We start from the raw sequence: 25060 nt of genomic DNA, 5'->3' as shown, positions 1-25060 counted from the left end.
TCGATGTTTTCAGTGTTCGGTTTTCCGCACAAGCTGTGCCGATTCAAGTGGATTGTCGCACGCCGGACGACGGCCTACATTTCATGCATCACTCAGCGAAAGCCCATTCCATGACGACTCTGAACATTGCCGCGGCAGGCACATTCCCACTCGGCGACCGCACGGTCAAGCGCCTTGGCTACGGCGCCATGCAGCTCGCCGGCAAGGGCGTCTTCGGTCCGCCCAAGGACCCCGAAGCCGCGCTCGCGGTCTTGCGTGCAGCGGTCGATGCCGGGGTCGACCACATCGACACGAGCGACTTCTACGGACCGCACATCACCAACCAACTGATCCGCCAGGCGCTCCACCCCTACGGCCAAGACCTGACGCTCGTGACCAAGATCGGTGCCGTGCGCGGCGCGGATGCCTCTTGGAATCCGGCTTTTTCGGCCGAAGAACTGACCCGGGCGGTGCACGACAACTTGCGCAACCTCGGCCTCGACGTGCTGGATGTGGTCAATCTGCGCATCATGTTCGACGTGCATGGCCCTGCCGAGGGCTCGATCGAAGCCCCGCTCGCGGCATTGGCCGAACTGCAGCATCGGGGGCTCGTACGCCATGTCGGCCTGAGCAACGTCACCCGCACGCAGGTGGCCGAGGGGCGCGCCATCACCCCGATCGTGTGCGTGCAGAACCAGTACAACCTGGTGCATCGCGGCGACGACGCCTTGATCGACGAATTGGCCGCGGAAGGCATTGCCTATGTACCGTTCTTTCCGCTGGGCGGATTCACGCCGCTGCAGTCGACGGCGCTGTCCGAGGTGGCGGGCCAACTGGCGGCCACGCCGATGCAGGTGGCGCTGGCCTGGCTGCTGCAGCGTTCGCCCAACATCCTGCTGATCCCCGGGACCTCGTCGGTGGCACACCTGCACGAGAACCTGGCGGCGGCCACGTTGTCGCTGCCGCCCGCTGCCCTTGCGGCGCTCGAGAGGATCAAGACCGAAGGCTGACGCGACCGTGCGCGTGCTGCGCCTGGCTCAGCGGCTCAGGCCCCGTGCGTCGATCGTCCAGATCGACTCGACCTGGCCCCGGCGCACGCCGATCAGCGCATCGTGCAGGTTGAAGGTGGGATCGACATGGCCGGGCACCAGGCAGACCAGGCTGCCCAGGGCGGGCAGCGCAGCGACGGTCTGGTCTTCGGCCGGTTCGAGCGTGCAGTGTTCGTCGCTCACGCCGCTGCAGAGCAGGCGGCTGCTGCGCTGGCCGGGCTCGTCGGCCTCGACCTCCCACACCCACGGCAGGCCCGATTCCAGGCTCATGGATTTCAGGCCGGCGTCGAGCACGGCATGCCCCGGGGCGGCGCGGCTCATCACGCGGGTGGCCACGAACAGGCTGTGCTCGAACTGCAGGGCACCCTCGGCACCCGAGGTGCCGTTGAGGCGGTAGTCCACATCCATGAAGGCATAGCTGCCGGCCTGCAGTTCGGTGTAGACGCCGCTGGCGAAGTCGACCTCCGCGCTGCCCGTGCCGCCGCCGGTGATGGTGGGGCAGGGCAGGCCCGCTGCCTCGAGCGCGGCGACCGTCTGGCGGATGCGGGCGTTGGCCGCGGCGATGATCTGGCGGCGTTCTTCGGGCGAGCGCACATGCTGCACGGTGCCGTGGTAGGCCTGAAGGCCGCCGAAGCTCAGGCCCCGGGCGGCGGCGATCTGCCGGGCCAGGGCCACGGCGCTTTCGATGTCGGGCACGCCGCAGCGGCCGTGGCCGATGTCGATCTCGACCATGACGGTCAGTGTGCTGCCCGCAGCGGCCGCGGCCTCGGCCAGCCAGCCGACCTGTTCGGCCGCATCCGCACAGACGCTGAGTTTGGCGTGGTGTGCCAGGCCGGCCAGCAGGCGAGCCTTGGCGGGGCCGGCGATTTCATTGCTGATGTGGATGTCGTGAACACCCGCTTCGATGAACGGCAGCGCTTCGCTGACCTTCTGACAGCACACGCCCACTGCGCCCCGTGCGATCTGCGCGAGGGCGACGGACGGGCATTTGTGGGCCTTGGCATGGGGCCGCAGCGCGATGCCGGCGGCCAGCGCGCGCGATTGCAGCAGATCGAGGTTGCGCTCGAAGGCATCGAGATCGAGCAGCAAGGCGGGCGTGTCGATATCGGCCAGCGCATCGCCCGGGCGGGCAGCCGGCGGCAGCTCGGGCAGGGCGGGTGCGGGGATGGCGGAAGAGAGGGTCGTGGATGTCGTCATGGCTGCTTCGTATCTTAGAGCGTCGGTGCGCGTTGACGGACGAGCTTCGTTGCACAGGGCCTGGCCCTGCTGCCAGAAATCGCGGTACTGCTCGGGTGGCACGAACAGGCCGCCGGTGGTCCAGACCAGGTGGGTCGCCCGGTGCATCGACCCGGTCAGTCCGTGGCGGTCCACGTAGCGTTGTCCGGCCGCATCGCCGAGCAGCCAGGCGGGGCCGGAGAGGCCGGCCGTGGCCGAAGGCTCGACTTGCAGGCCGGTGCTTTGCTCCAGGCGGTAGACATGGGCCAGCAGCGTCGCGTCTTCGACCGTGAACACGCCGCCCAGAATGCCGCGCATGACGGCACTGGCCAGCAGCGAGGCCTGGGGCACGGCCAGGCCGTCGGCTTCGGTGCGGTTGTCGAGGCCGTAGTCGTACACGCTGGGGTGCGGACCCTGGGCGCCGTCCTGTCCGTCCATCATCTGCACCAGCACGCAGGGCGATTGCGTGGGTTCGGCAAAAAAACAATGCGCATGCGGGCCCAGCACCTGCCGGATGCCGAACGCAATGCCGGCCGGCGCACCGCCCACACCGCAGGGCAGGTAGACGAAGAGGGGATGCCGGGCATCCACCGTCACGCCCTGCTCCGCCAACTGCCGCCGCAGGCCCAGCGCGGCAGCCGCATAGCCGAGCAGCAGCGAGAGCGAACGTTCGTCATCGACAAAATGGGCCAACGGGTCGGCCTGTGCCTGCGCCCGGCCTTGCGCCACCGCCTGCGCATAGTCGCCTTCGTGTTCGACCACGGTCACGCCGCGCTGGCGCAGGCGGTCTTTTTTCCAGGCCTTGGCATCGGACGACATGTGCACGCTGGCCTGGAAACCCAGCGCCGAGGCGATCACGCCGATGCTCAGCCCGAGGTTGCCGGTCGAACCCACCGCCACGCTGTGTCTGGCAAAAAAGGCGCGTGCCGCCGGCTCGGCCAGCAGCCGGTAGTCGTCGCCCGGCTGGATCAGCCCTGCGCGCAGGGCCAGGGCCTCGGCGTGCTCGAGCACTTCGTGGATGCCGCCGCGCGCCTTGATCGAACCGGCCACGGGCAGCAGATGGTCCTGTTTGACCATCATGCGGCCCCCGGCAGCGCCTGTGCCGACGGCAGCGGCCAGTGCCGGGGTTTCGAGCAGCTCGGATTCGATGCGGCCGTTCGACTCGGCCAGCTCGGGGAAGAGCCGGGCCAGCAGCGGCGCAAAACGATCGAAGCGGTCCTGGCTGGCTTGTATATCAGCCAGACTAATGGTGCGCGCGGCGGTGCCCAGCGCGTGGCCGACCTCGACCGGCTGCGGGTCTTCGAGACGCTGCAGGGGATTGATCCACAGCACGGGCCGCGCGGCGCGCAGGGTTTCGCGCAGGTCTTGCGAAGCGGGAGAAAGGGGAGAGGAAAGAACGGTCGTCACGGGTCGAACGGCAAGAAAAGGAGAGATGGCGCGTGGCACGCCGACCGGCCGGCCTACGCGAGGGACGGCGTATTCAGGCGCCCGGGGCACGATGGCCCTGAGAGGCCGGGGATGCGAGGATTTTTCCGTGGCAAGCGCTGCGGAGCAAGCGATTTATAGTGCCCGAACCCCTAGTTTCACTAATAATGCGCCAGGGCTCCGCTGGGCCTGTTGTTCCGCCGATTCCTTTTCCGCACCCACGGCTTCGCCATGACCCGACTCCTCTCGCCCTCTCTGCTGTCCTGGCTGCGCTGTTTCGATGCCACGGCGCGGCATGGCAGTTTCACCCGCGCCGCAGACGACCTGTTCGTGACGCAGGGCGCCGTCAGCCAGCAGGTCAAGCAGCTCGAACAATGGCTGGACAAACCGCTGCTGCTGCGCACGCCGCGCTCCCTGGTGCTCACGCCCGAGGGCAAATGGCTCAGCGTGGTGCTCCGCGAATCGTTGCAGGCGCTCGAAAGCACCTTGATCGAATTGCGCCACACGCCCGACGAGCGGCCCATCACCATGAGCTGTTCACCCTCGTTCGCCATGGGCTGGCTGACGCCGCGGCTGGGCACGTTTTTTCAGAAGTACCCGCAGATCGGGCTGCGCGTGCAGGCCGAGTTCCATGCGCTGGATCGCAGCCGCATGGTCAACGACGGGCTCGAGGCCGCGGTGCGCTTCGACCCGGGCAACTACCCCGATCTTCACGCCCAGGAGATCCTCGAGGAATGGCTGGTGCCCGTGGCCAGCCCGGCCTTCCTGGCGCGCAACCCCCAACTGCAGTCGCCGGGCGATCTGCAGGGGTCCATGCTGCTGCACGACTTCAGCCCCTGGGATGGCGCCGCCGTGCATCAGGAATGGGCGCACTGGTTCGAGCAGATGGGCGTGCCCGCGCCCGACATGGGGCAAGGCGGCAACTACAACCTGTCGATGCTGGTGCAGAACGCGGCCTGCACGGGCCAGGGCGTGGCGTTGGGGCACAGCGCGCTCATTCTCGACGACCTGGCCGCAGGCCGGCTGGTGCCGCTGTTCGGTCACCGTGTGCGAGCCCAGGCCTCGTACTTCTTTGTCTGCGCGCAGAGCCGCAGCGACCGGCTCGCCAAGGTCGAGCAATGGCTGCTCGAGCAGGCGCAGGTCTTCCGCAGCCAATGGCAGCCTCTGCTCGATGGCCTGGCCGTGGCCGAGCGGCGTTGAAGGGGACGGACATGTCCTTCCTTGGCCCAGATCGTCCTTCGGCGACGCCCGCATCTACGCCTGCACCTGCACCTGCAGCACCCGCCTCCGCCTCCGCCTCCGCCTCCGCATCCGCATCCCTCCCCCCTGCACGCGCCGTCGCCGTGATGGTGCTGGGCACCAGCAGCGGTGCCGGCAAGAGCTGGCTGACCAGTGCCCTGTGCCGCCACTATGCGCGCCAGGGTCTCAAGGTGGCGCCGTTCAAGGCGCAGAACATGAGCAACAACGCCCGTGTGGTGCGCGATGCCGCCGGCCGCTGGGGAGAAATCGGCAGTGCGCAGTTCTTCCAGGCCCTGGCAGCGCGCGCCGAGCCGGCGGTGGCGATGAATCCGGTGCTGCTCAAACCCGAGGCCGACACCCGCAGCCAGGTGATCTGCATGGGGCAGGCCGACCGTGCCCTGGGTGACATGCCCTGGCGCGAGCGCAGCGCTCACCTCTGGCCGGTGGTGCGCGAGGCACTCGACGGGCTCATGGCCAGCCACGACGTGGTGGTGATCGAGGGGGCCGGCTCGCCGGCCGAGATCAACCTGCAGTCCAGCGACATCGTCAACCTGGCCGTGGCGCGGCATGTGCAGGCCCGCTGCCTGCTGGTCTGCGACATCGATCGCGGCGGTGCGTTTGCCCACCTCTACGGCACCTGGGCCCTGCTGCCGCCCGATGTGCGAAGCCTGTTGCGGGGTTTTGTGCTCAACAAGTTCCGGGGCGACGAGAGCCTGCTGGCGCCCGCGCCTCGGCAGCTCGAAGACCTGACCGGCGTGCCCACGCTCGCCGTGGTGCCCATGTTGCGTGAACACGGTCTGCCCGAAGAAGACGGCTGGCTGGGGGCCTCCGTGCCTGCGCAGGCGGCCGGTCCGGTCGCGAGCGGTTTGCGGGTGGTGGTGATCGCCTATCCGCACATCAGCAACCTCGACGAGTTCCAGCCGCTGTCCGTGCTGCCCGGTGTTCAACTGCGCTGGACACGCGAGCCGGATGACCTGGCCGATCTGAAGCCCGGCGACATCGTGGTGCTGCCGGGTTCCAAGCAGACGGCGCAGGATCTGTCCTGGCTGCGCGCGCGGGGTCTGGATGCGGCGGTCGCCGCCCATGCGGGGCGGGGAGGGCGTGTTCTGGGCATCTGCGGTGGCCTGCAGATGCTGGGCGAGGCCCTGATCGATACCCATGGCGTGGACGGCAACGGGCCCGGCCTGGGATTGCTGCCCCTGGTCACGGCCTTCGCGCCCGACAAGACCCTGGCGCGGCGCCGACTGGTGTTCGATCGCCTGGAAGGGCCCTGGGCGATGTGGTCGGGGCTGGCGGTCGAGGGTTACGAGATCCATCATGGCCGCACCGAACGGCATCCTGCCATGGCCCGCGCGGGCGATGTGGCACGGGCCGTTCTGCCCGACGACCTGGGCTGGCAGTCTTTCGGCGGGCAGGTGCTGGGCGTGTATGTGCACGGGCTCTTCGAACAGCCCGAGGTGCTGCAGGCCCTGGCCGCGCAGGCGTCGCCGGCCGCCACGGACGAGCTCACGCCCACCGCCGTACCGCTGCCGCTCGACGCCGTGTTCGACGGCCTGGCCGATCATGTCGCGCCCCGTTTTGGCCCGGGCGTGCTGGCGGTGCTGGCCACGCCCGACTGAGCCCGAAGCAGGTCTGCCGGCGCCGTGTGCCTCGTTGGCTGTCACAATGGCGCGCTGTTTCCGGCCTGGCCGTCGGCCTCGCTCCTCGATGATCCGGCAGGCTGTTCGCCTGTCCCGGCGCGCCGCGCACCTCGTCGATGTCTTTCTCCGCCGGTGTCTGCCGGCGGGTTCGACCTGAAGCGTGCCTTGCGCGGCTGCGCGGTTCATCGGTCTTCCTTGCGATTTCCATCATGTCTTTCCTTTCTCACGAACTGGCGCAATGGCGCGCCGCACCGCACCGCGAGGCCATGGCCGGCGCGGTGGCCACCTTTGCACTCATTCCCGAAGTCATCGCCTTCGCTTTCGTCGCCGGCATCGATCCGCAGGTCGGCCTGTTCGCGTCGTTCGTGCTCGGCATCGTCATCGCGTTCACCGGCGGCCGGCCGGCCATGGTGACGGCGGCCGCCGGATCGGTGGCCCTGGTCGCCGCACCCCTGGTGGCGTCGCACGGGCTGGCCTACCTGCTGGCTGCGGGCCTCCTGGCCGGCTTGATCCAGATCGTGTTCGGCCTGCTGCGCCTGGGCGTGCTGATGCGCTTCGTCAGCAGTTCGGTGCGCACGGGCTTCGTCAATGCACTGGCGATCCTGATCTTTGCCGCCCAGCTGCCGCAGTTGGCCGGCGCCAATGCGACCACCTGGGGCCTGCTGGCGCTGGGCCTCGCCATCATCTACGGCCTGCCGCTGCTGCGCATTCCGGTGCTGCGTGCCATTCCTTCGCCCCTGATCTGCATCGTGGTGCTGACGCTGCTGGCGTCCACGCTGGGCCTGCCGGTCAAGACCGTGGGCGAACTGGGCCGCCTGCCCGATACGCTGCCGTGGCTGGTCTGGCCGTCGGTGCCGCTGACCTGGCAGACACTGCAGATCATCGCGCTGCCCGCGCTGGCCATTGCCATGGTGGGCCTGCTCGAATCCATGATGACCGCCAGCGTCGTCGACGAACTCACCGACACCCCCAGCAACAAGAACCGCGAATGCACCGGGCTGGGCCTCGCCAACATGGCCGCCAGCCTGTTCGGCGGCATCGCCGGCTGCGGCATGATCGGCCAGACGGTGGGCAACGTGAAGTACGGCGGGCGCGGACGCCTGTCCACGCTGCTGGCCGGCGTCTTTCTGCTGGTGCTGATGGTGGCGCTCAGGCCCTGGGTCTCGCAGGTGCCGGTGGTCGCGCTGGTGGCGATCATGGTCATGGTCTCGGCCTCGACTTTCGACTGGGGTTCGCTGCGCACGCTGGTGCGCCACCCCAAGACCTCCAGCGTCGTCATGGGACTGACGGTGGTGGTCACGCTGGCCACCCACAACCTGGCCGCAGGCGTGGCGGTGGGCGTCATGCTCAGCGGTGTGTTCTTCACCTTCAAGGTGGCACGGCTGCTCGATGTCGGGCATCGCGACGAGATCCGGGCAGACGGCCAGTCCGTGCGGCGCTACCGCGTTGCGGGTCAGGTGTTCTTTGCCTCGGCCGATGCGTTCATCGAGTCCTTCGATCCGCGCGACGTGGCGGGACAGGCGGTGGAGATCGACGTGTCGGGGGCCAACTTCTGGGACATCACGGCCGTGGCCGCGCTCGACAAGGTGCTCACCCGCTTCGCACACCATGGCTGCCCGGCGGCGCTTTCGGGTGTCAACGACAACAGCGCCCGGCTGTTCGCTCAGTTCAAGGGCGGCGAGGCGCTGCGTGCCCATTCGCCATAATCGGTGCCAGGCGGGCGGCCTGCACGAGGCCGTCCCGGAGACAACCTGGACAAGAACATGCGCATTCTGTTGGTCGAAGACGAACCCGATCTGGCTCACTGGCTGTCGCGTACGCTGGCGCGCCAGTCGGGCATGGTCGTCGAGTGGGCCGATGACGGCGTGCTCGCCGACCGGCGGCTGGCCTCCGAGGACTTCGATGCCGTCGTGCTCGACCTGGGCCTGCCGGGACTCGACGGCCACGGCGTGCTCGAACGCCTGCGGGCACGCGACGACCGCACGCCCGTGCTGGTCCTCACGGCCCGCGATTCGCTGGGCGAGCGCGTGGGCACGCTCAAGAGCGGCGCCGACGATTTCCTGCCCAAGCCTTTCATGGTCGAGGAGCTCGAGGCCCGGCTGCAGGCCCTGGTGCGCCGCAGCCGTGGCCGCGACCACCCGCGCCTGAGCTGCGGCCCGCTGTCGCTGGACGTGGGCAGCCAGCGTTTCACCGTGCGGGGCGACGCGCTGGCGCTGTCGCCGCGCGAACACGCCGTGCTGCGCGCCCTGATCCAGCGCAGCGGCGAAGCCATCAACAAACAGCAGATCATCGACCGGGTGTTCCAGGGCGAGTCCGACGTCAATCTCGAGATCATCGAGGTGCTGGTCCACCGCCTGCGCAAGAAGCTCGTGGGCACGGGGGCGCAGATCGTCACGCTGCGCGGCCTGGGCTACAGCCTGGAAGAAGACGGCCCTGCGACCGAACCCCATGCCGCCGACGGTCCCCCGGTGCATGTGCGGCCCCTGCGCAACGCATGAGCGGCGAGCCCCCGACCGCCGACCGCGCTGCCGCAGGCACGGGTGCCCATGCTGCGCCTGCGCCGCTGCCGCCGCCAGGCCGGCGCAGGCGATGGCGCCCGCACAGTCTCAAGGGCAGCCTGCTGCTGTGGCTGGTGCCGGGCCTCATGCTCATCATGGGGGCCAGTGTGCTGTGGTCGTTGCAGTACCTGCGCACCCAGGTCGACATCGCCCACGACCGGGCCCTCATCGGTGCCCTGCGCGCCATCGACTACAACACCTCGACGGCCAGCGGCGGTCTGGCTGTCGAGCAACCGTACCTGTTGCTCGAATTCTTCGAGCTGACGGTCGAAGGCACGGTGTATTTCCGTGTGGCCACCGAAGACGGACTGGCCGAGGTCGGCAGTCCGGCCCTGCCGATGCCGCCCGATTCCCTCGAGCCGGGCGTGCCGCAGATCTACAACGCGCTGTATTTCGACGAGCCCGTGCGTGTGGCCACGCTGCTGCGCGAAGCCCGGCCGCCGATCGCCGGCCGCGAAGGCAGCCACATCATCGTCCAGGTGGCCGAGGGCCTCGAAGAGCGCGAGCAGTTCGAAGCGGCCATGATCAGCCGCTCCGTCGAACGCGACGTGTTGCTGGTCGTCATCAGCGTGCTGCTGCTGGTCGCGGGCGTGGTGATCACGCTGCGGCCGTTGCTGCGCCTGCGTGAAGAACTCGACGGGCGCGCACCGGACGATCTCGCACCGGTCGAAGCCACCGGTCTGCCGTCGGAGGTGCGCCCGCTGGTCGATTCGGTCAACCGGTTGATGGCGCGATATGCAGAAATGGCGCGCACCCAGCGCCAGTTCCTCGACGATGCCTCGCACCAGTTGCGCACCCCGTTGGCCGTGCTGCGCACGCAGATGAGCTATGCGCTGCGCGAGCAGGACCCGGTCGAGATGCGGGCGGCGCTCGATGCCATGCAGAACGGCCTGACGCGTGCCGAGCGGCTCACCAACCAGATGCTGTCCCTGGCCAAGGCCCGCGATCTGTCGCTGGCCGAAGGCGGCCTGCCCACCGCTTCGGTCGATCTCTGCGCGCTGGCCGAGCAGGTGGTGCGCAGCATGTGGCCCATCGCGCGTGCACGTCGCATCGATCTGGGGCTGGATTTCGCCACGGTCTCGCCGGAAGGCGGGGCCCGCGTCCAGGCCGTCGAGTGGCTGCTGCAGGAGGCCTTGAGCAACCTGGTCGACAACGCCCTGCGCTACACGCCGCCCGGCGGCCGCGTGACGGTCCAGGTCAGCGACGACGGCTGCAACTGCCGGCTGACCGTCGAAGACAGCGGGGGCGGCATGAGTGCGGACGACCTGGCACGCGCCGGCACCCGGTTCCGGCGAGGCGCGGCCGGCAAACACCAGCCCGGCGCCGGCCTGGGACTGGCCATCGTGCAGACCATCGCCACCCTGCATGGAGCCCGGCTGACGCTTCACAACCGTCCGGCCGATGCGCAGGGCGGGGCGGGTGGCCTGAACGCCGTCATGGTGTTCGGTGCGCCGGGCGAAGACGCACGGCCCTGAGTGCGTTCCCGGCTGGGAAATCCCTTGCATGGGAATAACCCTTGTTTGAAAGGTGATCGAAAGGCAGCGCTGAATACGATGGCATCGCCCGTGGAGCACCGCGCGGCGCCGAGCGGCCCGTGCACCTCCACGACCGGCCGTCGATTGCCAACAACACAGGAGACCTACATATGCGCACCCTCTGGACCCGTCACATCCTGCCGCTGGCCGCTGCTGCCGGCGTTGCCGCCGCACTGGTTGCCGCCCCCGCCCACGCCGAACCCAACCGGCCGGAATGCATCGCACCGGCCCAGCCCGGCGGCGGCTTCGATCTGACCTGCCGCCTGGCCCAGGGCGCGCTGCGCGACAGCAAGGCGCTGGAAAAACCCATGCGCATCGTCTACATGCCCGGCGGCATCGGTGCCGTGGCCTACAACAGCGTCATCGCCCAGCGTCCGGCCGACGGCAATGCCGTGGTGGCGTTCTCCGGCGGATCGCTGCTCAACCTGGCCCAGGGCAAGTTCGGCAAGTACACCGTCGACGACGTGCGCTGGCTGGCCGCCGTCGGTGCCGACTACGGTGTGGCCGTGGTGCGCGACGACTCCCCCCACAAGGATCTCAAGAGCCTGATGGAAGCCTTCAAGGCCGATCCGACCAAGATCGTGCTGGGTGCGGGCGGCTCCATCGGCAGCCAGGACTGGATGAAAGCCGCATTGACGGCCAAGGCCGCCGGCGTCGATTACAAGAAGATGCGTTTCGTGGCCTTCGAAGGCGGCGGCGAAGCCGTCACGGCCCTGCGCGGCGGTCATATCCAGGCCTACATGGGCGATGCTGCCGAGGCCGCCACCATGCTCGACGGCGGCGCACCCATCCGCATCCTGGCCGTCTATCACAGCGAACGCCTGCCGGGCAAGCTCGCCAACGTGCCGACCGCGGCCGAGCAGGGCTTCAAGATCGAATGGCCCATCATCCGCGGCTTCTATGTCGGACCCAAGGTCAGCGATGCCGACTACAACTTCTGGAAGCAGGCCTTCGACAAGACCATGGGCACGCCCGAGTTTGCCAAGGCACAGGTCCAGCAAGGCCTGTTCCCCTTCAACCTCACCGGTCCCGAGCTCGACACCTACGTCAAGGCCCGCACCAAAGAGTACGCCGAACTCGCCAAGTCGTTCGAGCTCATCAAGTAAGTCGTCCGTACGGAGCGTTGCATGATCCTCAATGACAGACTCCTGGGGGTGGCGGCCCTGCTGCTGGCCGCCTTCCTCACGTGGTTCGGCCACGACCTGCAGGCCCCCTTCGCCTACGAACCCGTCGGTCCCCGTGCCTTCCCGCTGCTGCTGGCTGCGGTGATCGGCCTGTGCGGGCTGCGCCTGGTGCTCAAGGGCGGTGGCGATGTCGAGCCCAATCCGCCCGGTGCCACGCCGCGCATCCTGCTCATGCTCGGGCTGGTCGTGGCCTATGCGCTGATGTTCCAGTGGCTGGGCTTCATCCTCTCGACCGCCATCGTCGCCACGCTGGTGGGCCGGCTGTTCGACGGCACCTGGCTCAAGTGCGTGATCGGCGGCATCGTGATGAGCGTGTTCTTCTTTTTCCTGTTCGACCGCGCGCTCGACGTGGTGCTGCCGCTGGGCTGGCTGGAGGGTGTCTTATGAGTGGCATGTTCGATCATCTGGCGCTGGGTTTCGGCGTCGCGTTCTCGGGTACCAACCTGCTGGTCGCGCTGATCGGTTCGTTCATCGGCACCATCGTGGGGGTGCTGCCGGGCCTGGGGCCGGTCAACGGCGTGGCCATGCTGGTGCCCATCGCCTTTGCCATGGGCCTGCCGCCCGACACCGCGCTGATCCTGCTGGCGGCGGTGTATGTGGGGGCCGAGTACGGCGGCCGCATCACCTCCATCCTGATCAACGTGCCGGGCGAGGCCGCGGCGGTGATGACCACGCTCGACGGTTATCCCATGGCACGCCAGGGCCTGGCCAGCGTGGCCCTGTCGCTGTCGGCCTGGTCCTCCTTCATCGGCTCGCTGATCGCCATCATCGGCATCACGGCGTTCGCACCGTTCCTGGCCCGCTGGGCGCTGGCATTCGGCCCTGCCGAGTACTTCGTGCTGATGGTCTTCGCCTTCTGCGCGCTCACCAGCCTGCTGGGCGATCAGCCCGTCAAGGGTGTGCTGGCGGCCGCGATCGGCCTGACCATCGCCACGGTCGGCGTGGACTCCAACTCCGGTGTCTACCGCTACACCTTCGACATGCCGCACCTGGCCGACGGCCTGGACTTCGTGGTGGTCGTGATCGGCCTGTTCGCGGTGGCCGAGATGCTGCAGATGCTGGAGAACAAGCTCTCGGGCATCAGCGTCGAGGTGCCGGCGAGCGAGCGCAAGCTGTTCAACCTGAAGGAACTGCGCTTCACCGCGGGCAGCACCGCGCGGGGCGGGCTGCTGGGCTTCGTCATCGGCGTGCTGCCGGGGGCCGGCGCCAGCGTTGCCTCGGCCGTGGCCTATGCCAATGAAAAGCGGTATTCCGAAGGCCGGGATCCCAACGCGAAGTTCGGCAAGGGCGACATGCGTGGCTTGACGGCACCCGAGGCCGCCAACAACAGCGCCGCCACCGGCTCCTTCATTCCCATGCTGACGCTGGGTGTGCCGGGCTCGGGTACGACGGCCGTGATGATGGGCGCGCTCACGCTCTACAACATCACGCCGGGCCCCGTGCTGTTCGATCAGCAGCCCGAACTGGTGTGGGGCCTGATCGCCTCGATGTTCATCGCCAACGTGATGCTGTTCTTCATGAACGTGCCCATGGTGCGGGTGTTCGCCTCCATGCTGTCCATTCCGGGCTGGCTGCTGGTGCCCGGCATCCTGGCGGTCAGCTTCATCGGCGTGTATGCCATCAGCGCCACCACCTTCGACCTGATGGCGGTGGTCGTCATCGGCGGGATCGGCTACCTGCTGCGCAAGCTCAACGTGCCGATGGCGCCGATGGTGCTGGGGGTGGTTCTGGGCGACATGATGGAGCAGAACCTGCGCCGTGCCTTGTCGATCACCAACGGCGACACCGCCATCCTGTGGAGCAGCCCGGTCACCCTGGTGCTGTGGGTGCTGGCCGCCGCCGTGGTGCTGGGCCCCATGCTCTACCGACGCATCACGCGCAAGAAACTGATCGAGGTGCCCGAAGCCTGATCCGCGCACAGGCTGCGCCACCCGGCCGCAGCCGCCGCACGCCGGCGTCTCGAACCGCACCCCGGAAGCTGGATGTCGCTCCAGCCTCCGGGGTGTTTTTCATGGGGATGCCGGATGTCGCGGGGCGCCTCGTGCGCCGTCTGGATGGGGCCGGCGATACCGGCCCCTCACGCCGCCTTCATCACTTCCAGCGGCAAGTCGTACAGTTCGCCCAGCCGCTGGATCTCGGCCCGCGTGCGGGCGGCCATGAAGCCGGCGATGTGTTGCCGCGAGGTGGGCTTGAGCAACTCCAGCGTGACTTCGCCCGCGTCGGGCTGCAGGCCCACGGCCTTGCACAGGCAGGCCGCAAAGTGCGGTTCCAGCGCGGCGAGCGCGACACGGCCGTCGCTGCAGGCGTACACGTGGTAGCCGGCGTGGCGGCCGCCGATCACGGCATCCGGCGTGGTCAGGCCCCAGGTGCGCGGCAGGGCCATGACCTGCACGGCCTCCGACAGCGCCACCGTGCAGTGCCGGCCGCGGCCCTGCGTGGCACGGTGCAGCACGCAGCCGAGGACCGCCTCGACGGCCTGCATCGAGCCCGCCATGTCGGCGTACAGCGTGGCGGGCAGATCGGTGCCGGTCAGCAGATCCTGTTCGGCCAGGTAGGTCAGGTCATGGCCCGGCCGTTCCGCTCGCGCGCCCGGAGCCCCGACGATGGCCACGGTCGACAGCTCGGGCAGGCTGGCACGCAGCGTTGCCGCATCGAGCTTCAGGCGAGCGAGCGCCGAAGGGCGGAACGAGGTCAGCAGCACATCGGTCTTCGCCAGCTGTTTCATCAGCCTGGCGTGGCCGGCTTCGGTCTTGAGATCCAGGCTCAGCACGCGCACGCCCCGGTGCAGGGCCTCGTAGGCCGCCGTGCTGTAGCGCGCCATGGGGTCGCCCGCCGGCGGCTCGATCTTGAGGCAGGTGGCGCCCAGTTCACGCAGCCGCATCAGCGCCGCCGGGCCGGGCAGGTTGAGCGCGAGGCTGACGATGCGGGTGCCCCGCAGCACCCGGTCCGAAGACTTTGCGGAAGCGCGCGATACCGCAGGCTTGCGGGCCGCCGAGGCAGAGGAGGTCCGGCCGGCGGCGACCGGCACAGGTTTCGAGGGCGTCTGGTCAGGAGAGGGGGCGGATGCCGGCGTACGGGTCTGGCGATTCATCGTGAGGCCTTTCTGCGGAACGAACAACGACAAGTCCGTTATAGGTCCGCTGCGGCGTCGCGGGCACCCGGTGTAACCCCGGGCAACGTCCCCGCCCGGTGCTCAGGCCTCGTGCGGAATGCGTTCCCGAGCCAGCGTCAGCCAGGCCTGCGCCGCCGCCGACAGGTGAGCGCCGCGCCGCCAGGCCAGGGCCAGTTCCCAGTCGGTGCCCTTGTCGCTGGTCAGCGGCACAAACCTCACCTGCCGCAGTTTCTGCTGATAGACCATCAGGCGCGGCAGGAACGCCACCCCTTGGCCGGCCGCCACCAGGGCCAGGATGAAGTCGATCTGGCCGCTGCGCACGCCCTCCGTCGGCTCGAAGCCCTGATGCAGGCAGGCCTGGCGCAACTGGTCGTTGAGGGCGAATCCGGCCTCGAAAAAGATGAAAGGCGTATCGGCCAGATCGACCAGGCTGAGGCGGGGCGTGCTGGCCAGGGGGTGATCGGTCGGCAGCACCGCCATCAGCGGCTCCTTGCACACCGGCTGGACGTCGAGGTCGTCCGAAAAAGGCCCCAGCGTGGCCGCCAGCTCGAGTTCGCCGGCCAGCAGCAGCGTTTCCAGCCGGCGGCTGCCGTGCTCGATCAGTTTGATCTCCACCAGAGGATGCTGCTTGCGATACACCGCCAGCAGCGGCGCGAACAGGCTGGCGCTGCCCAGCGGCGGCAGGCCCAGCCGCAGCTCGCCCCGGCGCAGGCCGCGCAATTCGTCCAGATCGTTGTGTATGCGCTGCTGCTCCTCCAGGATGATCTGCGCATGCCGGTAGACGATCTCGCCGGCCGGCGTGAGCTGAGGCGGCGAACTGCGGCGCTCGAGCAGCGGCGTGCCGACGTCCTCCTCGAGCTGCCGTACGGCCTTGCTGACCGCCGATTGCGAGGCGTGCGTGGCACGGGCGGCCGAAGAGAATCCGCCGCAGCGGACCACCTCGCAAAACATCTGGAGCAGTCTGAGTCGCATGACTATTCTTTTATGGAATGCCTGTCATTCTAAAGATTCGCTTTGAGAATGTCTTCTACAGGCGTATCGTCCGTCCATGAGCGACATTCCCCATATCCCCCGTCAATCGGTGTTGACCCGTAGCTGGCAGCATCCAGCACTGCGCTGCGCCCGGCAGTTGGTGGGCGTGACGGGATTCTGGTTGCTGGGTCTCGCCGCTTCCACGCTGGTGGGCTGGCCTCAACTGGCGGGTGTCACCGGCATGGCGACGCTTTGGCTGGCCTTGCGTGCCGGCCTCGTCCGCGTGGATCAGGTCCGCCTGGGTGCCGCCTGGCTGCTCACCCACATGCTGCTGTTCTTCATTCCGGCCGTGCTGGTGGTGCTCGATCACCGCGAGCTGCTGGGCTGGGTCGGGCTCAAGCTGTTTGCCGCCATCGTGGTGGGCACGCTGCTCGTCATGGCCAGCACGGCGCTCACCATCGAATGGTGCTTGCGCTGGAGCCGCCGGCGCGGCGTCGTGGCCCGGCGCCGCCAATCCGGAGCACATCGTGGCGCTTGAGTGGGCCACGCTCGGCTGGTCTGCGCTCACGCTCACGGTCTACTACGCCGTCAGGCGGGTCTACCTGCGTTGGCCGCGCTGGTGGAGCTCGCCCCTGGTGCTGGCCCCGCTGCTGCTGCTCACCGTGATGCTGGTTTTCCATGTCGGCTACCGTGACTACATTGGCGGCACGCACTGGCTGATCGTCATGCTCGGACCGGTCACGGTGGCATTTGCCGTGCCCATCTTCGAGCAGCGGGCCTTGCTTCGCCGCTACTGGTTCGTGCTGCTGCTGGGGGCCCTGGTCGGCAGCGCGATTTCGCTGTTCAGCGCCTGGCTGCTGGCGCGTGGCCTGGCGCTGTCGCCCGAGCTGCAACGCAGCCTCATGCCGCGTTCGGTGACCACGCCGTTTGCCGTCACCGTCTCGGGCCGCCTGGGCGGCTTGCCCGATCTCACCGCCGCTTTCGTGATCGTCACCGGCGTCTGCGGCGCGGCCATGGGCAGCGGCCTGCTGCGTTACCTGCGGCTGCGCTCGGGCATTGCACGCGGCGCCCTGTTCGGCATGGGCGCCCACGCGGCCGGCGTGGCCCGAGCCCGGGAGATCGGCGAGCAGGAGGGCACCGTGGCCGGCCTGGTGATGGTGCTGGCCGGCCTGCTCAATCTTGCACTCATGCCGGTGGTGAGCTACTGGATCGGCTGAGTCGCTTCGCCTCAGCGGCACCCCTGGCCGGCGCAATGCTTCATGGGCTTCGACCGGCTTGTTACATATTGATTCCACGCGTCACGCCCCCATCTCGTTCTCCATGAACGGCCACGGCGTACAGTCGCGGCTCCAAGGAGTTTGGGCATATGGATTTCAAGGACTATTACAAGACACTGGGGGTCCCCCGCACGGCCGACGCCGATGCGATCAAGACCGCCTACCGCAAGCTGGCCCGGCAGTACCACCCGGATCGCAACACCGCCGCAGGTGCTGCCGAAAAGATGAGCGCCATCAACGAGGCCCACACCGTGCTGTCCGATGCCGAGAAAAGGGCGGCCTACGACGCACTGGGGCCGGATGGCATGCAGGGCGGCGGCTTCAGGCCCCCGCCGGGCTGGGGCGGACGCCAGGGCTTCGGTGCCGAGGGCATGCAGGGCGGCGAACACTTCAGCGATTTTTTTGCCAGCATGTTCGGACAGCAGGGCGGAGCCCGTGGTTTCGACGGCATGGGCGGCGCCGGCTTCGGCGGCCAGTCCCGGCGGGCCCGGGCCACGCGCGGCGAAGACAGCGAGGCCCGGCTGGAAATCGACCTCGGCGACGCCTATGCCGGTGTGGCCAAGACCATCACGCTCAGCGGGGGCGCCCATGGCACTTCGCGGCAGATCGAAGTCACCATCCCCAAGGGCATCCGGGCGGGCCAGCGCATCCGCCTGGCGGGTTACGGGCAGCCGGGCGCCCATGGCGGGCCGGCCGGCGACCTGCTGCTCGAGGTCGCTTTCCGTCCCGACGCCCGTTACCAGATCGACGGCAGAGACATCACGCAGTTCGTGCCTGTCACGCCATGGGAAGCCGCGCTCGGCGGTGAAATCACCCTGCACACCCTGGCTGGCGAACTGACGGTCACGGTACCGGCGGGTTCGTCCACCGGACGCAAGCTGCGCCTGAAGGGCCGTGGGCTGCCTGGCCAGCCGGCGGCGGGCGATTACTACCTGGCTTTGCAGGTTGCCGTGCCGGCAGCCGACACCGAAGAGGCCCGGGCCTTCTACAGCGGCATGGCCGAACGGTTCGCCGGCTTCAGGCCCCGGGGCTGAAACCCGGCATGCAGCCCGCCGTACCGGCCGGTGCGCCGGGGCTCAGTCGGCCGCCGGCGTCGCCTGCGCGGCGATCAGCTGCAGCGCTCCGCCCTCTGCCAGGCGCCACACCCGCATGAAGCGGTAGTCGCCGGCCGTCTCCTGCTCGTTGTACACGCCGTTGATGTGGGTGCGGACCGAGACCACCCCCACTTCGCCCGCCACACGCACCACCGCGTCCGACGGCAGCAGGCTGTCGATGCGGATACGGTCCGATCGGTGGATGGCCAGCGTGTCCTCGCGCGTCAGCCGCTGCCCCAGGTGGTTCACGAACACCAGCATCGGCGAAAACAGACGTTCCAGCGCCTCGACATCGGACTGCAGAAGAGCCGTGCGCAACTGGTCTTCTGCATCCTGGACCAGGGCGTCGCTGAGCGGGGAGGGGGGGGAGGCGTAGGTCATGGGCTTTCCTGCGGGGGCCGTTCGGCATGGCGCCGAAGCCGACGCCGTTTCAGTGACATACAGCGTACCACGCACCTCCGGCCGCAAAAAAAGCCCGCCACACGGGGGTGTGACGGGCTTGCTGTCGTCTTGTGCGCCCCGGGCGCCGCGAGATTCCGGCGTCCAGGGCGGCGATCGGTCGATCAGAAGTTGTCGACGAAGCTGCGCAGCTTGTCGCTGCGGCTCGGGTGCTTGAGCTTGCGCAGGGCCTTGGCCTCGATCTGGCGAATGCGTTCGCGGGTGACGTCGAACTGCTTGCCCACTTCCTCGAGGGTGTGGTCGTTGTCCATTTCGATACCGAAACGCATGCGCAGCACCTTGGCCTCGCGCGGCGTGAGCGAGTCGAGGATGTCCTTGACCACATCGCGCAAGCCGGCCTGCATGGCCGCATCGATCGGCGCGGTATTGGCGCTGTCCTCGATGAAATCGCCCAGATGGCTGTCGTCGTCGTCGCCGATGGGGGTTTCCATCGAGATCGGCTCCTTGGCGATCTTCATGATCTTGCGGATCTTGTCCTCGGGGATGTCCATCTTCTCGGCCAGGATGGAGGCATCCGGCTCGAAACCGAACTCCTGCAGATGCTGGCGCGAGATGCGGTTCATCTTGTTGATGGTCTCGATCATGTGCACCGGGATGCGGATGGTGCGGGCCTGATCGGCGATCGAGCGCGTGATGGCCTGGCGGATCCACCAGGTGGCATAGGTCGAGAACTTGTAGCCGCGGCGGTATTCGAACTTGTCGACCGCCTTCATCAGGCCGATGTTGCCTTCCTGGATCAGGTCGAGGAACTGCAGGCCGCGGTTGGTGTACTTCTTGGCGATCGAGATCACCAGGCGCAGGTTGGCCTCGATCATCTCTTTCTTGGCGTCGCGCGAGGACATCTCGCCGGCGTTCATGCGCTTGTTGATCGCCTTGAGCTCCTCGAGCGGCACGACCACCTTGGACTGCACGTCGATGAGGCGCTGCTGCAGTTCCTGGATGGGCGGAATGTTGCGGCCCATGATCGCGCTCCAGGGCTTGCTGGCGTCGGCCTGCGCTTCGGACCACGACAGGTCGAGCAGGTGCGAGCGCACGGTATGGCCCTTGGCGTCGCGGCCGCTGAACTCGGCCACGAAGCTGTCTTGCGGGTAACCGCACTTGTCGACGATGATCTTGCGCAGTTCACGTTCGTGGCGGCGCACTTCGTCGACCTGGGCGCGGACCAGATCGCACAGGCGCTCGATGGTCTTGGCCGTGAAGCGGATGGTCATGAGCTCTTCGCTCAGGGCCTTCTGGGCCTTGAGGTAGTTGGCCGAGCCGTAGCCTTCGCGGTCGTACGACTTGTGCACCTTCTCGAACCAGCCACGGATGTTGTCGAAGCGGCGCAGGGCCTCGTTCTTGAGTTCCTCGAGCTTCTTGGTCAGGGCCTTGGAGCCGCCGTTGCCGTCGTCGTCGTCGTCTTCGTCGAACTCGTCGAAGTCTTCTTCGGCCACGTAGTCATCGGCTTCGTTGGGGTTGGAGAAACCGTCGACGATGGTCGAGATCACGACCTTGCCTTCACGGATTTCCTCGGCCATGCGCAGGATTTCGGCGATGGTGGCGGGCGAGCCGGAGATCGCCTCCATCATGTCCATCAGGCCGCCTTCGATGCGTTTGGCGATTTCGATTTCGCCTTCGCGGGTCAGCAGCTCGACCGTTCCCATTTCACGCATGTACATGCGCACGGGGTCGGTGGTGCGGCCGAACTCGCTGTCGACCGTGGACAGGGCGGCTTCGGCCGCTTCTTCGGCTTCTTCTTCGGTGGTGGCGCTGGCACCGCTGTTGTTGAGCAGCAGGGTGTCGGCATCGGGCGTCTGTTCGTAGACCGACACGCCCATGTCGTTGAGCATGCTCACCACGACTTCGAGCGTTTCGGCATCGACCAGCTTGTCGGGCAAGTGGTCGTTGATTTCGGCGTGGGTCAGGTAACCGCGCGTCTTGCCCAGCTTGATCAGCAGCTTCAGGCGGTTGCGGCGCTCCTGCATTTCGTCTTCGCCCAGGACGGTTTCGTCCAGGCCGAATTCCTTCATCAGGGCGCGTTCCTTGGCCTTGCTGACCTTGATGCGCAGCGGCTTGACCTTGACGACCTCTTCGCTGGCCGCAGCCGCAGGCACGTCCGCTTCGGTGGATTCCTCTTCGGTGAACTCGGCATCGACATCGGAGAAATCCTCGTCGTCGTCGATTTCCTTCTTGGCGGCGGCTGCCTTGCCGGGCTTGCGGCCGGGCTTCTTCTTGGGCGGCGTTTCCTTTTCCGCGGCGGCGGCCTTGGCCGGACGCACGGCGGCAGCCGGCTTGGCTGCGGTTTCCTTGGCCGCAGCGGCAGGTTTTTCAGCTTTGACGGCCTTGACCGCCTTGGGCTTCTTGGCCGCGGCTTTCAGGAGTTCATCGGCGGCGGCTTTGAGGTCTTTTTTAGAGATTTCGGTCACAGGGTTCGAGGCGGAAGCGGGGGCTTTCGCGGGCTTGCGGGTCGGGGCGGCAGATGCCGTCAAGGCCTGGGTTGCAGAGGGTTTTGTAGCGGAGTCCGGCGTCTGGGCCTTGCTTTTCTTGGCAGGGCTCGTGGCGACGGTGGACTTGCTGGGCTTCTGGGCTGGCATGGACTGACCTCTCCGATGAAACAACAAACACGCGACGCCGGCACAGGCATCCGGACAATCCGGACGCAAGGGCAGACAACCACAACGCGGGGTCATGCACAACCGGAAGGGCTGTGCACACGACACGCGAACTCACGACATCAAAACAGATATGGCGGCAAAACACGGTCGTTCAAGACGAACCATGCCCTGGGGAAAACACAGGTCTGCCGCAGGCAAGATGGGTGGGCGAACATTTGGAGTGCAGTCCTTGCGGGTAAGGTAGCCCAATCCGTGACGATCGGTCGCAAGTTCGTTGCGAGGGCTGGGGCCGGAGGTGCTGCTGTCGCTCTTGCCAGAAAACAGGTGGATTATACCCGGAAAACGACCCCCGAATAAATATTCGTTGTCAAGTACTTGACAAGCATTTCTGAACTGGAATCGCCCTGGGTGTTCAGGGTGTGCCCAGACGGAAAGCACCTTCGGCGTGGTTGTCGCTCTGTATCGTGCTCTGAAAATTGATGAGGCGAAAGCCGCCGATCAGAAGGATTTCATGCGGGCTTGAAGGGCTTTGCGCCGGCTTGCCAGCGAGCGATAGCGTTCCAGTGCCTCGGGATCGGTGGGCACCGCGGCCAGTGCCAGGCTTTCCTGGAGCTTGAGCTGGTCGTCGAGGATGCGATTGATCACGCCCTGCAATTCACGGCGGAGTTCTTCCGGCGGCGCATCGTCGACGGTGGGCAGGCTGCCCATGAGGCGCAGGACCTGTTCGCCGAACGGTTGTTCGGCCAAGGCCGCCTGCAGCGCAGCCCAGGGTTGCGCGCCGAATTCGTGGAGCTGTTCTTCGAGCCAGACGAACAGCGTGCCGTGCGGGGCCGGCAGGCCGGACAGCATGCTGCGCTCTTCCGGGCCCAGGTGGTCCCAGTAAGCCATGTCGCCCAGCAGCAGGCGCACGGCCTGGTCCTCTCTGGAGACCGGTTTCTGCCGTGGCAGCCGCGCACCCAGATCGGGCTCGTCGCGTCCGCCCCGGCCGTTCCAGGGTTTCTTGCTGCGCCATTCGCCGCTGCCGCTGCCGTTTCCATGGCCCTGGCCTTGGCGACGCCAGCTACCGCCGCCGCCGCCCGGCGGCGGCATGGACGAGCCCAGGGGCTCGCCATAGGCGCCCATGGCCTCCAGTCCGGCCAGGCTGTCGTCGGCCGGATGGGCGTAGCCGCCTGGGTCGCCCGACGGGGTGAAGCCGCCACGGTGGGGCGCCGTCCCTGCGCCGGCTCCGCCCGGCTTGAGCGCGGCCGCCTGCCACAGCTTCTGGAGTTCGCCGTCGGGCAACTGGATGAGGCCGGAGAACTCGTTGAGGAGCTGGCGCTTGAAGGCGCCGTCGGGCAGGGCGTTCCACAGGGGCTGGGCGTGGCTGGCCAGCCGTGCGCGCCCTTCGGCCGTACTCAGGTCGCAGCTCTCGCGGGCGCTGTCGATCAGGAAACGGCTGAGGGGTACGGCTTCGCCCACCGCCACCGCAAAGGCCTCGTGGCCAAAGGCACGGATGTAGCTGTCCGGATCATGTTCGGCCGGCAGGAACAGGAACTTGATGCTGCGGGTGTCGCTGGCCCAGGGCAGGGCGGCATCCAGGGCCTTGCGGGCCGCGCGGCGGCCGGCGCCGTCGCCGTCGAAGCTGAAGACGACGTTGTCGGTGAAGCGCATCAGCAAACGCACGTGGTCGGGCGTGCAGGCCGTGCCCAGCGTGGCCACCGCATTGGCGAAGCCCAACTGGGCGAGGGCCACGACGTCCATGTAGCCTTCGGTGACCAGGGCATAACCCAGGTTGTGGATGGCGTTGCGGGCCTCGAACAGCCCGTAGAGTTCGTGCCCCTTGCTGAAGACGGGTGTCTCGGGCGAGTTCAGGTATTTGGGCTCGCCCTTGTCCATGACCCGGCCGCCAAAGCCGATCACGTCGCCCTTCACATTGCGGATGGGGAACATGATGCGGTCGCGGAAGCGGTCGTAGCGCTTTTCTTCCTGGCCTTCTTCCTCGCGCAGGATGACCAGGCCGCTTTCGGCCAGCAGGGGGTCGGCGTAGTCGGGGAACACGCTGGCCAGGCTGCGCCAGCCTTCGGGGGCATAACCGAGTCCGAAGGTGCGCGCGATGTCGCCCGAGAGTCCGCGCCGCTTCAGGTAGGCGATCGCCGTGGGCGCCGTGCGCAGGTGCTGCCGGTAGGCCTGTGCCGCCTGGGCCAGCACGTCGCTGAGCGTGGCCTGTTTTTCGCGGCGGGCCGCGGCGCGGGCGCGCTCCTCGGGGCTGCTGTCGTCGTCGGGCACCTGAAGGCCGAACTGGCCGGCCAGATCGTGCACGGCCTCGACGAAGGTTTCACCGGTGTGCTCCATCAGGAACTTGATGGCGTCGCCGTTGGCGCCGCAGCCGAAGCAGTGATAGAACTGCTTGGTCGGGCTGACACTGAACGACGGCGATTTCTCGCCGTGGAAAGGGCACAGCCCCATGTAATTGGCGCCGCCTTTCTTCAGCTGGACATGTTGGCCCACCACGTCCACGATGTCGACGCGGGAGAGCAGGTCCTGGATGAAGGAAGAAGGGATGGCCACGGGATCGATACTTCGGCGTTTGCCTGCACAGTGCGCGTCGTGCCGGCAGAAAGGCCAGCGGGCGCCATGCTCCGCGCCGCCGCGGGAGGCGGGCGCGCAGCGCAGTTCAACGGTTGGGGAAAGCGCCTATTATCGCCGCCGGCCGGCCGCTCGTGGCGGCCAGGGCCATCTGCGGACCGGGGGCTTCAGTCGAACGGGCCGGTGCGGACAAACGGTCCGCCCTGATAGATATTGGCCGGATCGGACAGATCGGGCCTGGGATCGGCGGCTTCGACCTTGGCCCGGAACTGTTCCGAGCTGTCCTGGGGGCGGTAGCCCACATGGCGCGCGCTGGTGTTGTCCCACCAGGTGGTGGTGTTGTCGCCCATGCCGTACATCACGGTGTGGCCGAGTACCGGCGTCGTCAGCGCGGCAATCACCAGGCGCTCGAGGTCGTCGTAGCTCATCCAGGTGGCGAGCATGCGGCGGTTGCGGGGCTCGGGGAACGACGAACCGATGCGCACGCAGGCGGTTTCGATGCCGTAGCGATCGAAGTACAGGCGCGACAGGCTTTCACCGAAAGCCTTCGACAAGCCGTACAGCCCGTCGGGGCGCATGGGTTCGCTGGGGCTCACGACTTCGTCCTGGCGATAGAAGCCGGTGACGTGATTGGAGCTGGCGAAGACCACACGTTTGACGCCGTGCTTGCGCAGGGCTTCGTACAGGTTGTAGGTGCCGACGATATTGCCTTGCAGGATCGGGTCCCAGGGCTGTTCGGTCGAGACCCCGCCCAGGTGGATGACGGCGTCGACGCCTTCGACCAGGCTGTGCACGGCGGCCGCATCCTCCAGGCGCACGAGCTGCACCTCTTCGTGGCCGGCTTCGGCCTCGAGACCTGCCAGGTCGGAGATGCGCAGCACATCGCAGTAGCGGTGCAGGCGCTTGCGCAGTTCGGAGCCGAGGCCGCCGGCTGCGCCGGTGAGCAGCAGTCGTTTGAAACGGATGGGAGTGGGATGCAGTTTTTGGTCGGAGGACATGTAGCCGGCTTGTGCTAGTTGAAATAACGCTGCGACGAATCGTCAGTTGTCGTACTTGCCGGGCAAATGTAACTGGCCGATCGGTCCAAGCGATTAGGGATAACGCCTAAACCCTTGAGTGACAAAGCCGTTGTACCGGGGGTCAAGTACCTTGATGCGAAGATG

The 25060-nt window shown here is 67.6% G+C and carries 19 protein-coding genes and 1 pseudogene; 12 read left to right on the top strand and 8 right to left on the bottom strand.

What is annotated here, in order from left to right:
* The first annotated feature begins 110 nt into the window (after window positions 1-110).
* Window positions 111-989 (top strand): aldo/keto reductase family oxidoreductase, encoded by an 879-nt coding sequence (locus EC845_RS00400; protein ID WP_123295250.1) that lies wholly within the window; start codon window positions 111-113, stop codon window positions 987-989.
* Between the two features lie 27 nt (window positions 990-1016).
* On the opposite strand, the gene EC845_RS00395 is transcribed toward EC845_RS00400, so the two are convergent.
* Both EC845_RS00395 and EC845_RS00390 read right to left on the bottom strand, forming a co-directional pair.
* Window positions 1017-2225, bottom strand: a complete 1209-nt coding sequence (locus tag EC845_RS00395) for a DSD1 family PLP-dependent enzyme (protein WP_123295315.1) — start codon at window positions 2223-2225, stop codon at window positions 1017-1019.
* 54 nt (window positions 2226-2279) lie between these two features.
* A pseudogene (locus EC845_RS00390) lies at window positions 2280-3650 on the bottom strand (D-serine ammonia-lyase); the annotation flags it as partial.
* Window positions 3651-3899: 249 nt separating this feature from the next.
* Here EC845_RS00390 and EC845_RS00385 point away from each other — a divergent pair.
* From EC845_RS00385 to EC845_RS00350, 8 genes are all read left to right on the top strand, one after another.
* Window positions 3900-4868, top strand: coding sequence for a LysR substrate-binding domain-containing protein (locus tag EC845_RS00385; RefSeq protein ID WP_123295314.1), 969 nt, complete (start codon window positions 3900-3902; stop codon window positions 4866-4868).
* Window positions 4869-5014: 146 nt separating this feature from the next.
* On the top strand, window positions 5015-6526 hold the full coding sequence (locus EC845_RS00380; RefSeq protein ID WP_123295249.1) for a cobyric acid synthase: 1512 nt from the start codon (window positions 5015-5017) through the stop codon (window positions 6524-6526).
* A 230-nt stretch (window positions 6527-6756) separates the two neighbouring features.
* On the top strand, window positions 6757-8253 hold the full coding sequence (locus EC845_RS00375) for a SulP family inorganic anion transporter (RefSeq protein WP_199739686.1): 1497 nt from the start codon (window positions 6757-6759) through the stop codon (window positions 8251-8253).
* A gap of 57 nt (window positions 8254-8310) precedes the next feature.
* On the top strand, window positions 8311-9045 hold the full coding sequence (locus tag EC845_RS00370) for a response regulator (RefSeq protein WP_123295248.1): 735 nt from the start codon (window positions 8311-8313) through the stop codon (window positions 9043-9045).
* Window positions 9046-9191: 146 nt separating this feature from the next.
* Complete coding sequence (locus EC845_RS00365; protein ID WP_233597889.1) at window positions 9192-10580, top strand: sensor histidine kinase; 1389 nt, start codon at window positions 9192-9194, stop codon at window positions 10578-10580.
* A gap of 170 nt (window positions 10581-10750) precedes the next feature.
* Window positions 10751-11746, top strand: a complete 996-nt coding sequence (locus EC845_RS00360; RefSeq protein WP_123295246.1) for a tripartite tricarboxylate transporter substrate binding protein — start codon at window positions 10751-10753, stop codon at window positions 11744-11746.
* Window positions 11747-11767: 21 nt separating this feature from the next.
* Window positions 11768-12211: a tripartite tricarboxylate transporter TctB family protein gene (locus EC845_RS00355; RefSeq protein WP_123295245.1), complete on the top strand. Its 444-nt coding sequence runs from the start codon at window positions 11768-11770 to the stop codon at window positions 12209-12211.
* Window positions 12208-13734: a tripartite tricarboxylate transporter permease gene (locus tag EC845_RS00350; RefSeq protein WP_123295244.1), complete on the top strand. Its 1527-nt coding sequence runs from the start codon at window positions 12208-12210 to the stop codon at window positions 13732-13734. Before EC845_RS00355 ends, EC845_RS00350 begins: the two co-directional genes overlap by 4 nt.
* Before the next feature lie 167 nt (window positions 13735-13901).
* Here the strand turns inward: EC845_RS00350 and EC845_RS00345 are convergent, their stop codons facing one another.
* Window positions 13902-14915: a CoA transferase gene (locus tag EC845_RS00345; protein ID WP_123295243.1), complete on the bottom strand. Its 1014-nt coding sequence runs from the start codon at window positions 14913-14915 to the stop codon at window positions 13902-13904.
* A 102-nt stretch (window positions 14916-15017) separates the two neighbouring features.
* Entirely contained in the window at window positions 15018-15908 is an 891-nt protein-coding gene (locus EC845_RS00340) for a LysR family transcriptional regulator (RefSeq protein WP_123295242.1), read from the bottom strand.
* 76 nt (window positions 15909-15984) lie between these two features.
* Here EC845_RS00340 and EC845_RS00335 point away from each other — a divergent pair, with 76 nt between their 5' ends.
* The 3 genes from EC845_RS00335 to EC845_RS00325 all read left to right on the top strand — a co-directional run bounded on the left by EC845_RS00335 (window position 15985) and on the right by EC845_RS00325 (window position 18219).
* Window positions 15985-16446 carry a CidA/LrgA family protein gene (locus EC845_RS00335; RefSeq protein WP_123295241.1) on the top strand — a complete coding sequence of 154 codons (462 nt, stop codon included), beginning with the start codon at window positions 15985-15987 and terminating at the stop codon, window positions 16444-16446.
* A complete protein-coding gene (locus EC845_RS00330) occupies window positions 16436-17125 on the top strand; it encodes an LrgB family protein (protein WP_123295240.1) in 690 nt (229 codons plus the stop codon). The genes EC845_RS00335 and EC845_RS00330 overlap by 11 nt, the downstream gene beginning before the upstream one ends.
* 149 nt (window positions 17126-17274) lie before the next feature.
* Window positions 17275-18219: a DnaJ C-terminal domain-containing protein gene (locus EC845_RS00325; protein ID WP_123295239.1), complete on the top strand. Its 945-nt coding sequence runs from the start codon at window positions 17275-17277 to the stop codon at window positions 18217-18219.
* Window positions 18220-18261: 42 nt separating this feature from the next.
* On the opposite strand, the gene EC845_RS00320 is transcribed toward EC845_RS00325, so the two are convergent.
* The 4 genes from EC845_RS00320 to EC845_RS00305 all read right to left on the bottom strand — a co-directional run bounded on the left by EC845_RS00320 (window position 18262) and on the right by EC845_RS00305 (window position 24895).
* Window positions 18262-18660 (bottom strand): nuclear transport factor 2 family protein, encoded by a 399-nt coding sequence (locus EC845_RS00320; protein WP_123295238.1) that lies wholly within the window; start codon window positions 18658-18660, stop codon window positions 18262-18264.
* 182 nt (window positions 18661-18842) lie between these two features.
* Window positions 18843-21311: an RNA polymerase sigma factor RpoD gene (gene rpoD / locus EC845_RS00315; protein WP_123295237.1), complete on the bottom strand. Its 2469-nt coding sequence runs from the start codon at window positions 21309-21311 to the stop codon at window positions 18843-18845.
* 519 nt (window positions 21312-21830) lie between these two features.
* Window positions 21831-23879: a DNA primase gene (dnaG, locus tag EC845_RS00310; protein ID WP_123295236.1), complete on the bottom strand. Its 2049-nt coding sequence runs from the start codon at window positions 23877-23879 to the stop codon at window positions 21831-21833.
* Window positions 23880-24064: 185 nt separating this feature from the next.
* Complete coding sequence (locus EC845_RS00305; protein ID WP_123295235.1) at window positions 24065-24895, bottom strand: NAD(P)-dependent oxidoreductase; 831 nt, start codon at window positions 24893-24895, stop codon at window positions 24065-24067.
* Window positions 24896-25060: the final 165 nt, after the last annotated feature.

The sequence above is a fragment of the Comamonas sp. BIGb0124 genome (genome assembly GCF_003752175.1).
Taxonomy (GTDB): domain Bacteria; phylum Pseudomonadota; class Gammaproteobacteria; order Burkholderiales; family Burkholderiaceae_C; genus Comamonas_F.
Note: the sequence above shows the minus strand (reverse complement) of the source record. Positions and strands in the feature narration are given on the sequence as shown.

What these genes read in the sequence shown, in the direction of transcription:
- EC845_RS00395 (WP_123295315.1), bottom strand. Translation starts at nt 2,225, where the DNA reads ATGACGACATCCACGACCCTCTCTTCCGCCATCCCCGCACCCGCCCTG.
- EC845_RS00325 (WP_123295239.1), top strand. Translation starts at nt 17,275, where the DNA reads ATGGATTTCAAGGACTATTACAAGACACTGGGGGTCCCCCGCACGGCC.
- EC845_RS00360 (WP_123295246.1), top strand. Translation starts at nt 10,751, where the DNA reads ATGCGCACCCTCTGGACCCGTCACATCCTGCCGCTGGCCGCTGCTGCC.
- EC845_RS00380 (WP_123295249.1), top strand. Translation starts at nt 5,015, where the DNA reads ATGGTGCTGGGCACCAGCAGCGGTGCCGGCAAGAGCTGGCTGACCAGT.
- EC845_RS00335 (WP_123295241.1), top strand. Translation starts at nt 15,985, where the DNA reads ATGAGCGACATTCCCCATATCCCCCGTCAATCGGTGTTGACCCGTAGC.
- EC845_RS00375 (WP_199739686.1), top strand. Translation starts at nt 6,757, where the DNA reads ATGTCTTTCCTTTCTCACGAACTGGCGCAATGGCGCGCCGCACCGCAC.
- EC845_RS00305 (WP_123295235.1), bottom strand. Translation starts at nt 24,895, where the DNA reads ATGTCCTCCGACCAAAAACTGCATCCCACTCCCATCCGTTTCAAACGA.
- EC845_RS00365 (WP_233597889.1), top strand. Translation starts at nt 9,192, where the DNA reads ATGCTCATCATGGGGGCCAGTGTGCTGTGGTCGTTGCAGTACCTGCGC.
- EC845_RS00355 (WP_123295245.1), top strand. Translation starts at nt 11,768, where the DNA reads ATGATCCTCAATGACAGACTCCTGGGGGTGGCGGCCCTGCTGCTGGCC.
- EC845_RS00340 (WP_123295242.1), bottom strand. Translation starts at nt 15,908, where the DNA reads ATGCGACTCAGACTGCTCCAGATGTTTTGCGAGGTGGTCCGCTGCGGC.
- EC845_RS00370 (WP_123295248.1), top strand. Translation starts at nt 8,311, where the DNA reads ATGCGCATTCTGTTGGTCGAAGACGAACCCGATCTGGCTCACTGGCTG.
- EC845_RS00400 (WP_123295250.1), top strand. Translation starts at nt 111, where the DNA reads ATGACGACTCTGAACATTGCCGCGGCAGGCACATTCCCACTCGGCGAC.
- rpoD (WP_123295237.1), bottom strand. Translation starts at nt 21,311, where the DNA reads ATGCCAGCCCAGAAGCCCAGCAAGTCCACCGTCGCCACGAGCCCTGCC.
- EC845_RS00350 (WP_123295244.1), top strand. Translation starts at nt 12,208, where the DNA reads ATGAGTGGCATGTTCGATCATCTGGCGCTGGGTTTCGGCGTCGCGTTC.
- EC845_RS00345 (WP_123295243.1), bottom strand. Translation starts at nt 14,915, where the DNA reads ATGAATCGCCAGACCCGTACGCCGGCATCCGCCCCCTCTCCTGACCAG.
- EC845_RS00320 (WP_123295238.1), bottom strand. Translation starts at nt 18,660, where the DNA reads ATGACCTACGCCTCCCCCCCCTCCCCGCTCAGCGACGCCCTGGTCCAG.
- EC845_RS00385 (WP_123295314.1), top strand. Translation starts at nt 3,900, where the DNA reads ATGACCCGACTCCTCTCGCCCTCTCTGCTGTCCTGGCTGCGCTGTTTC.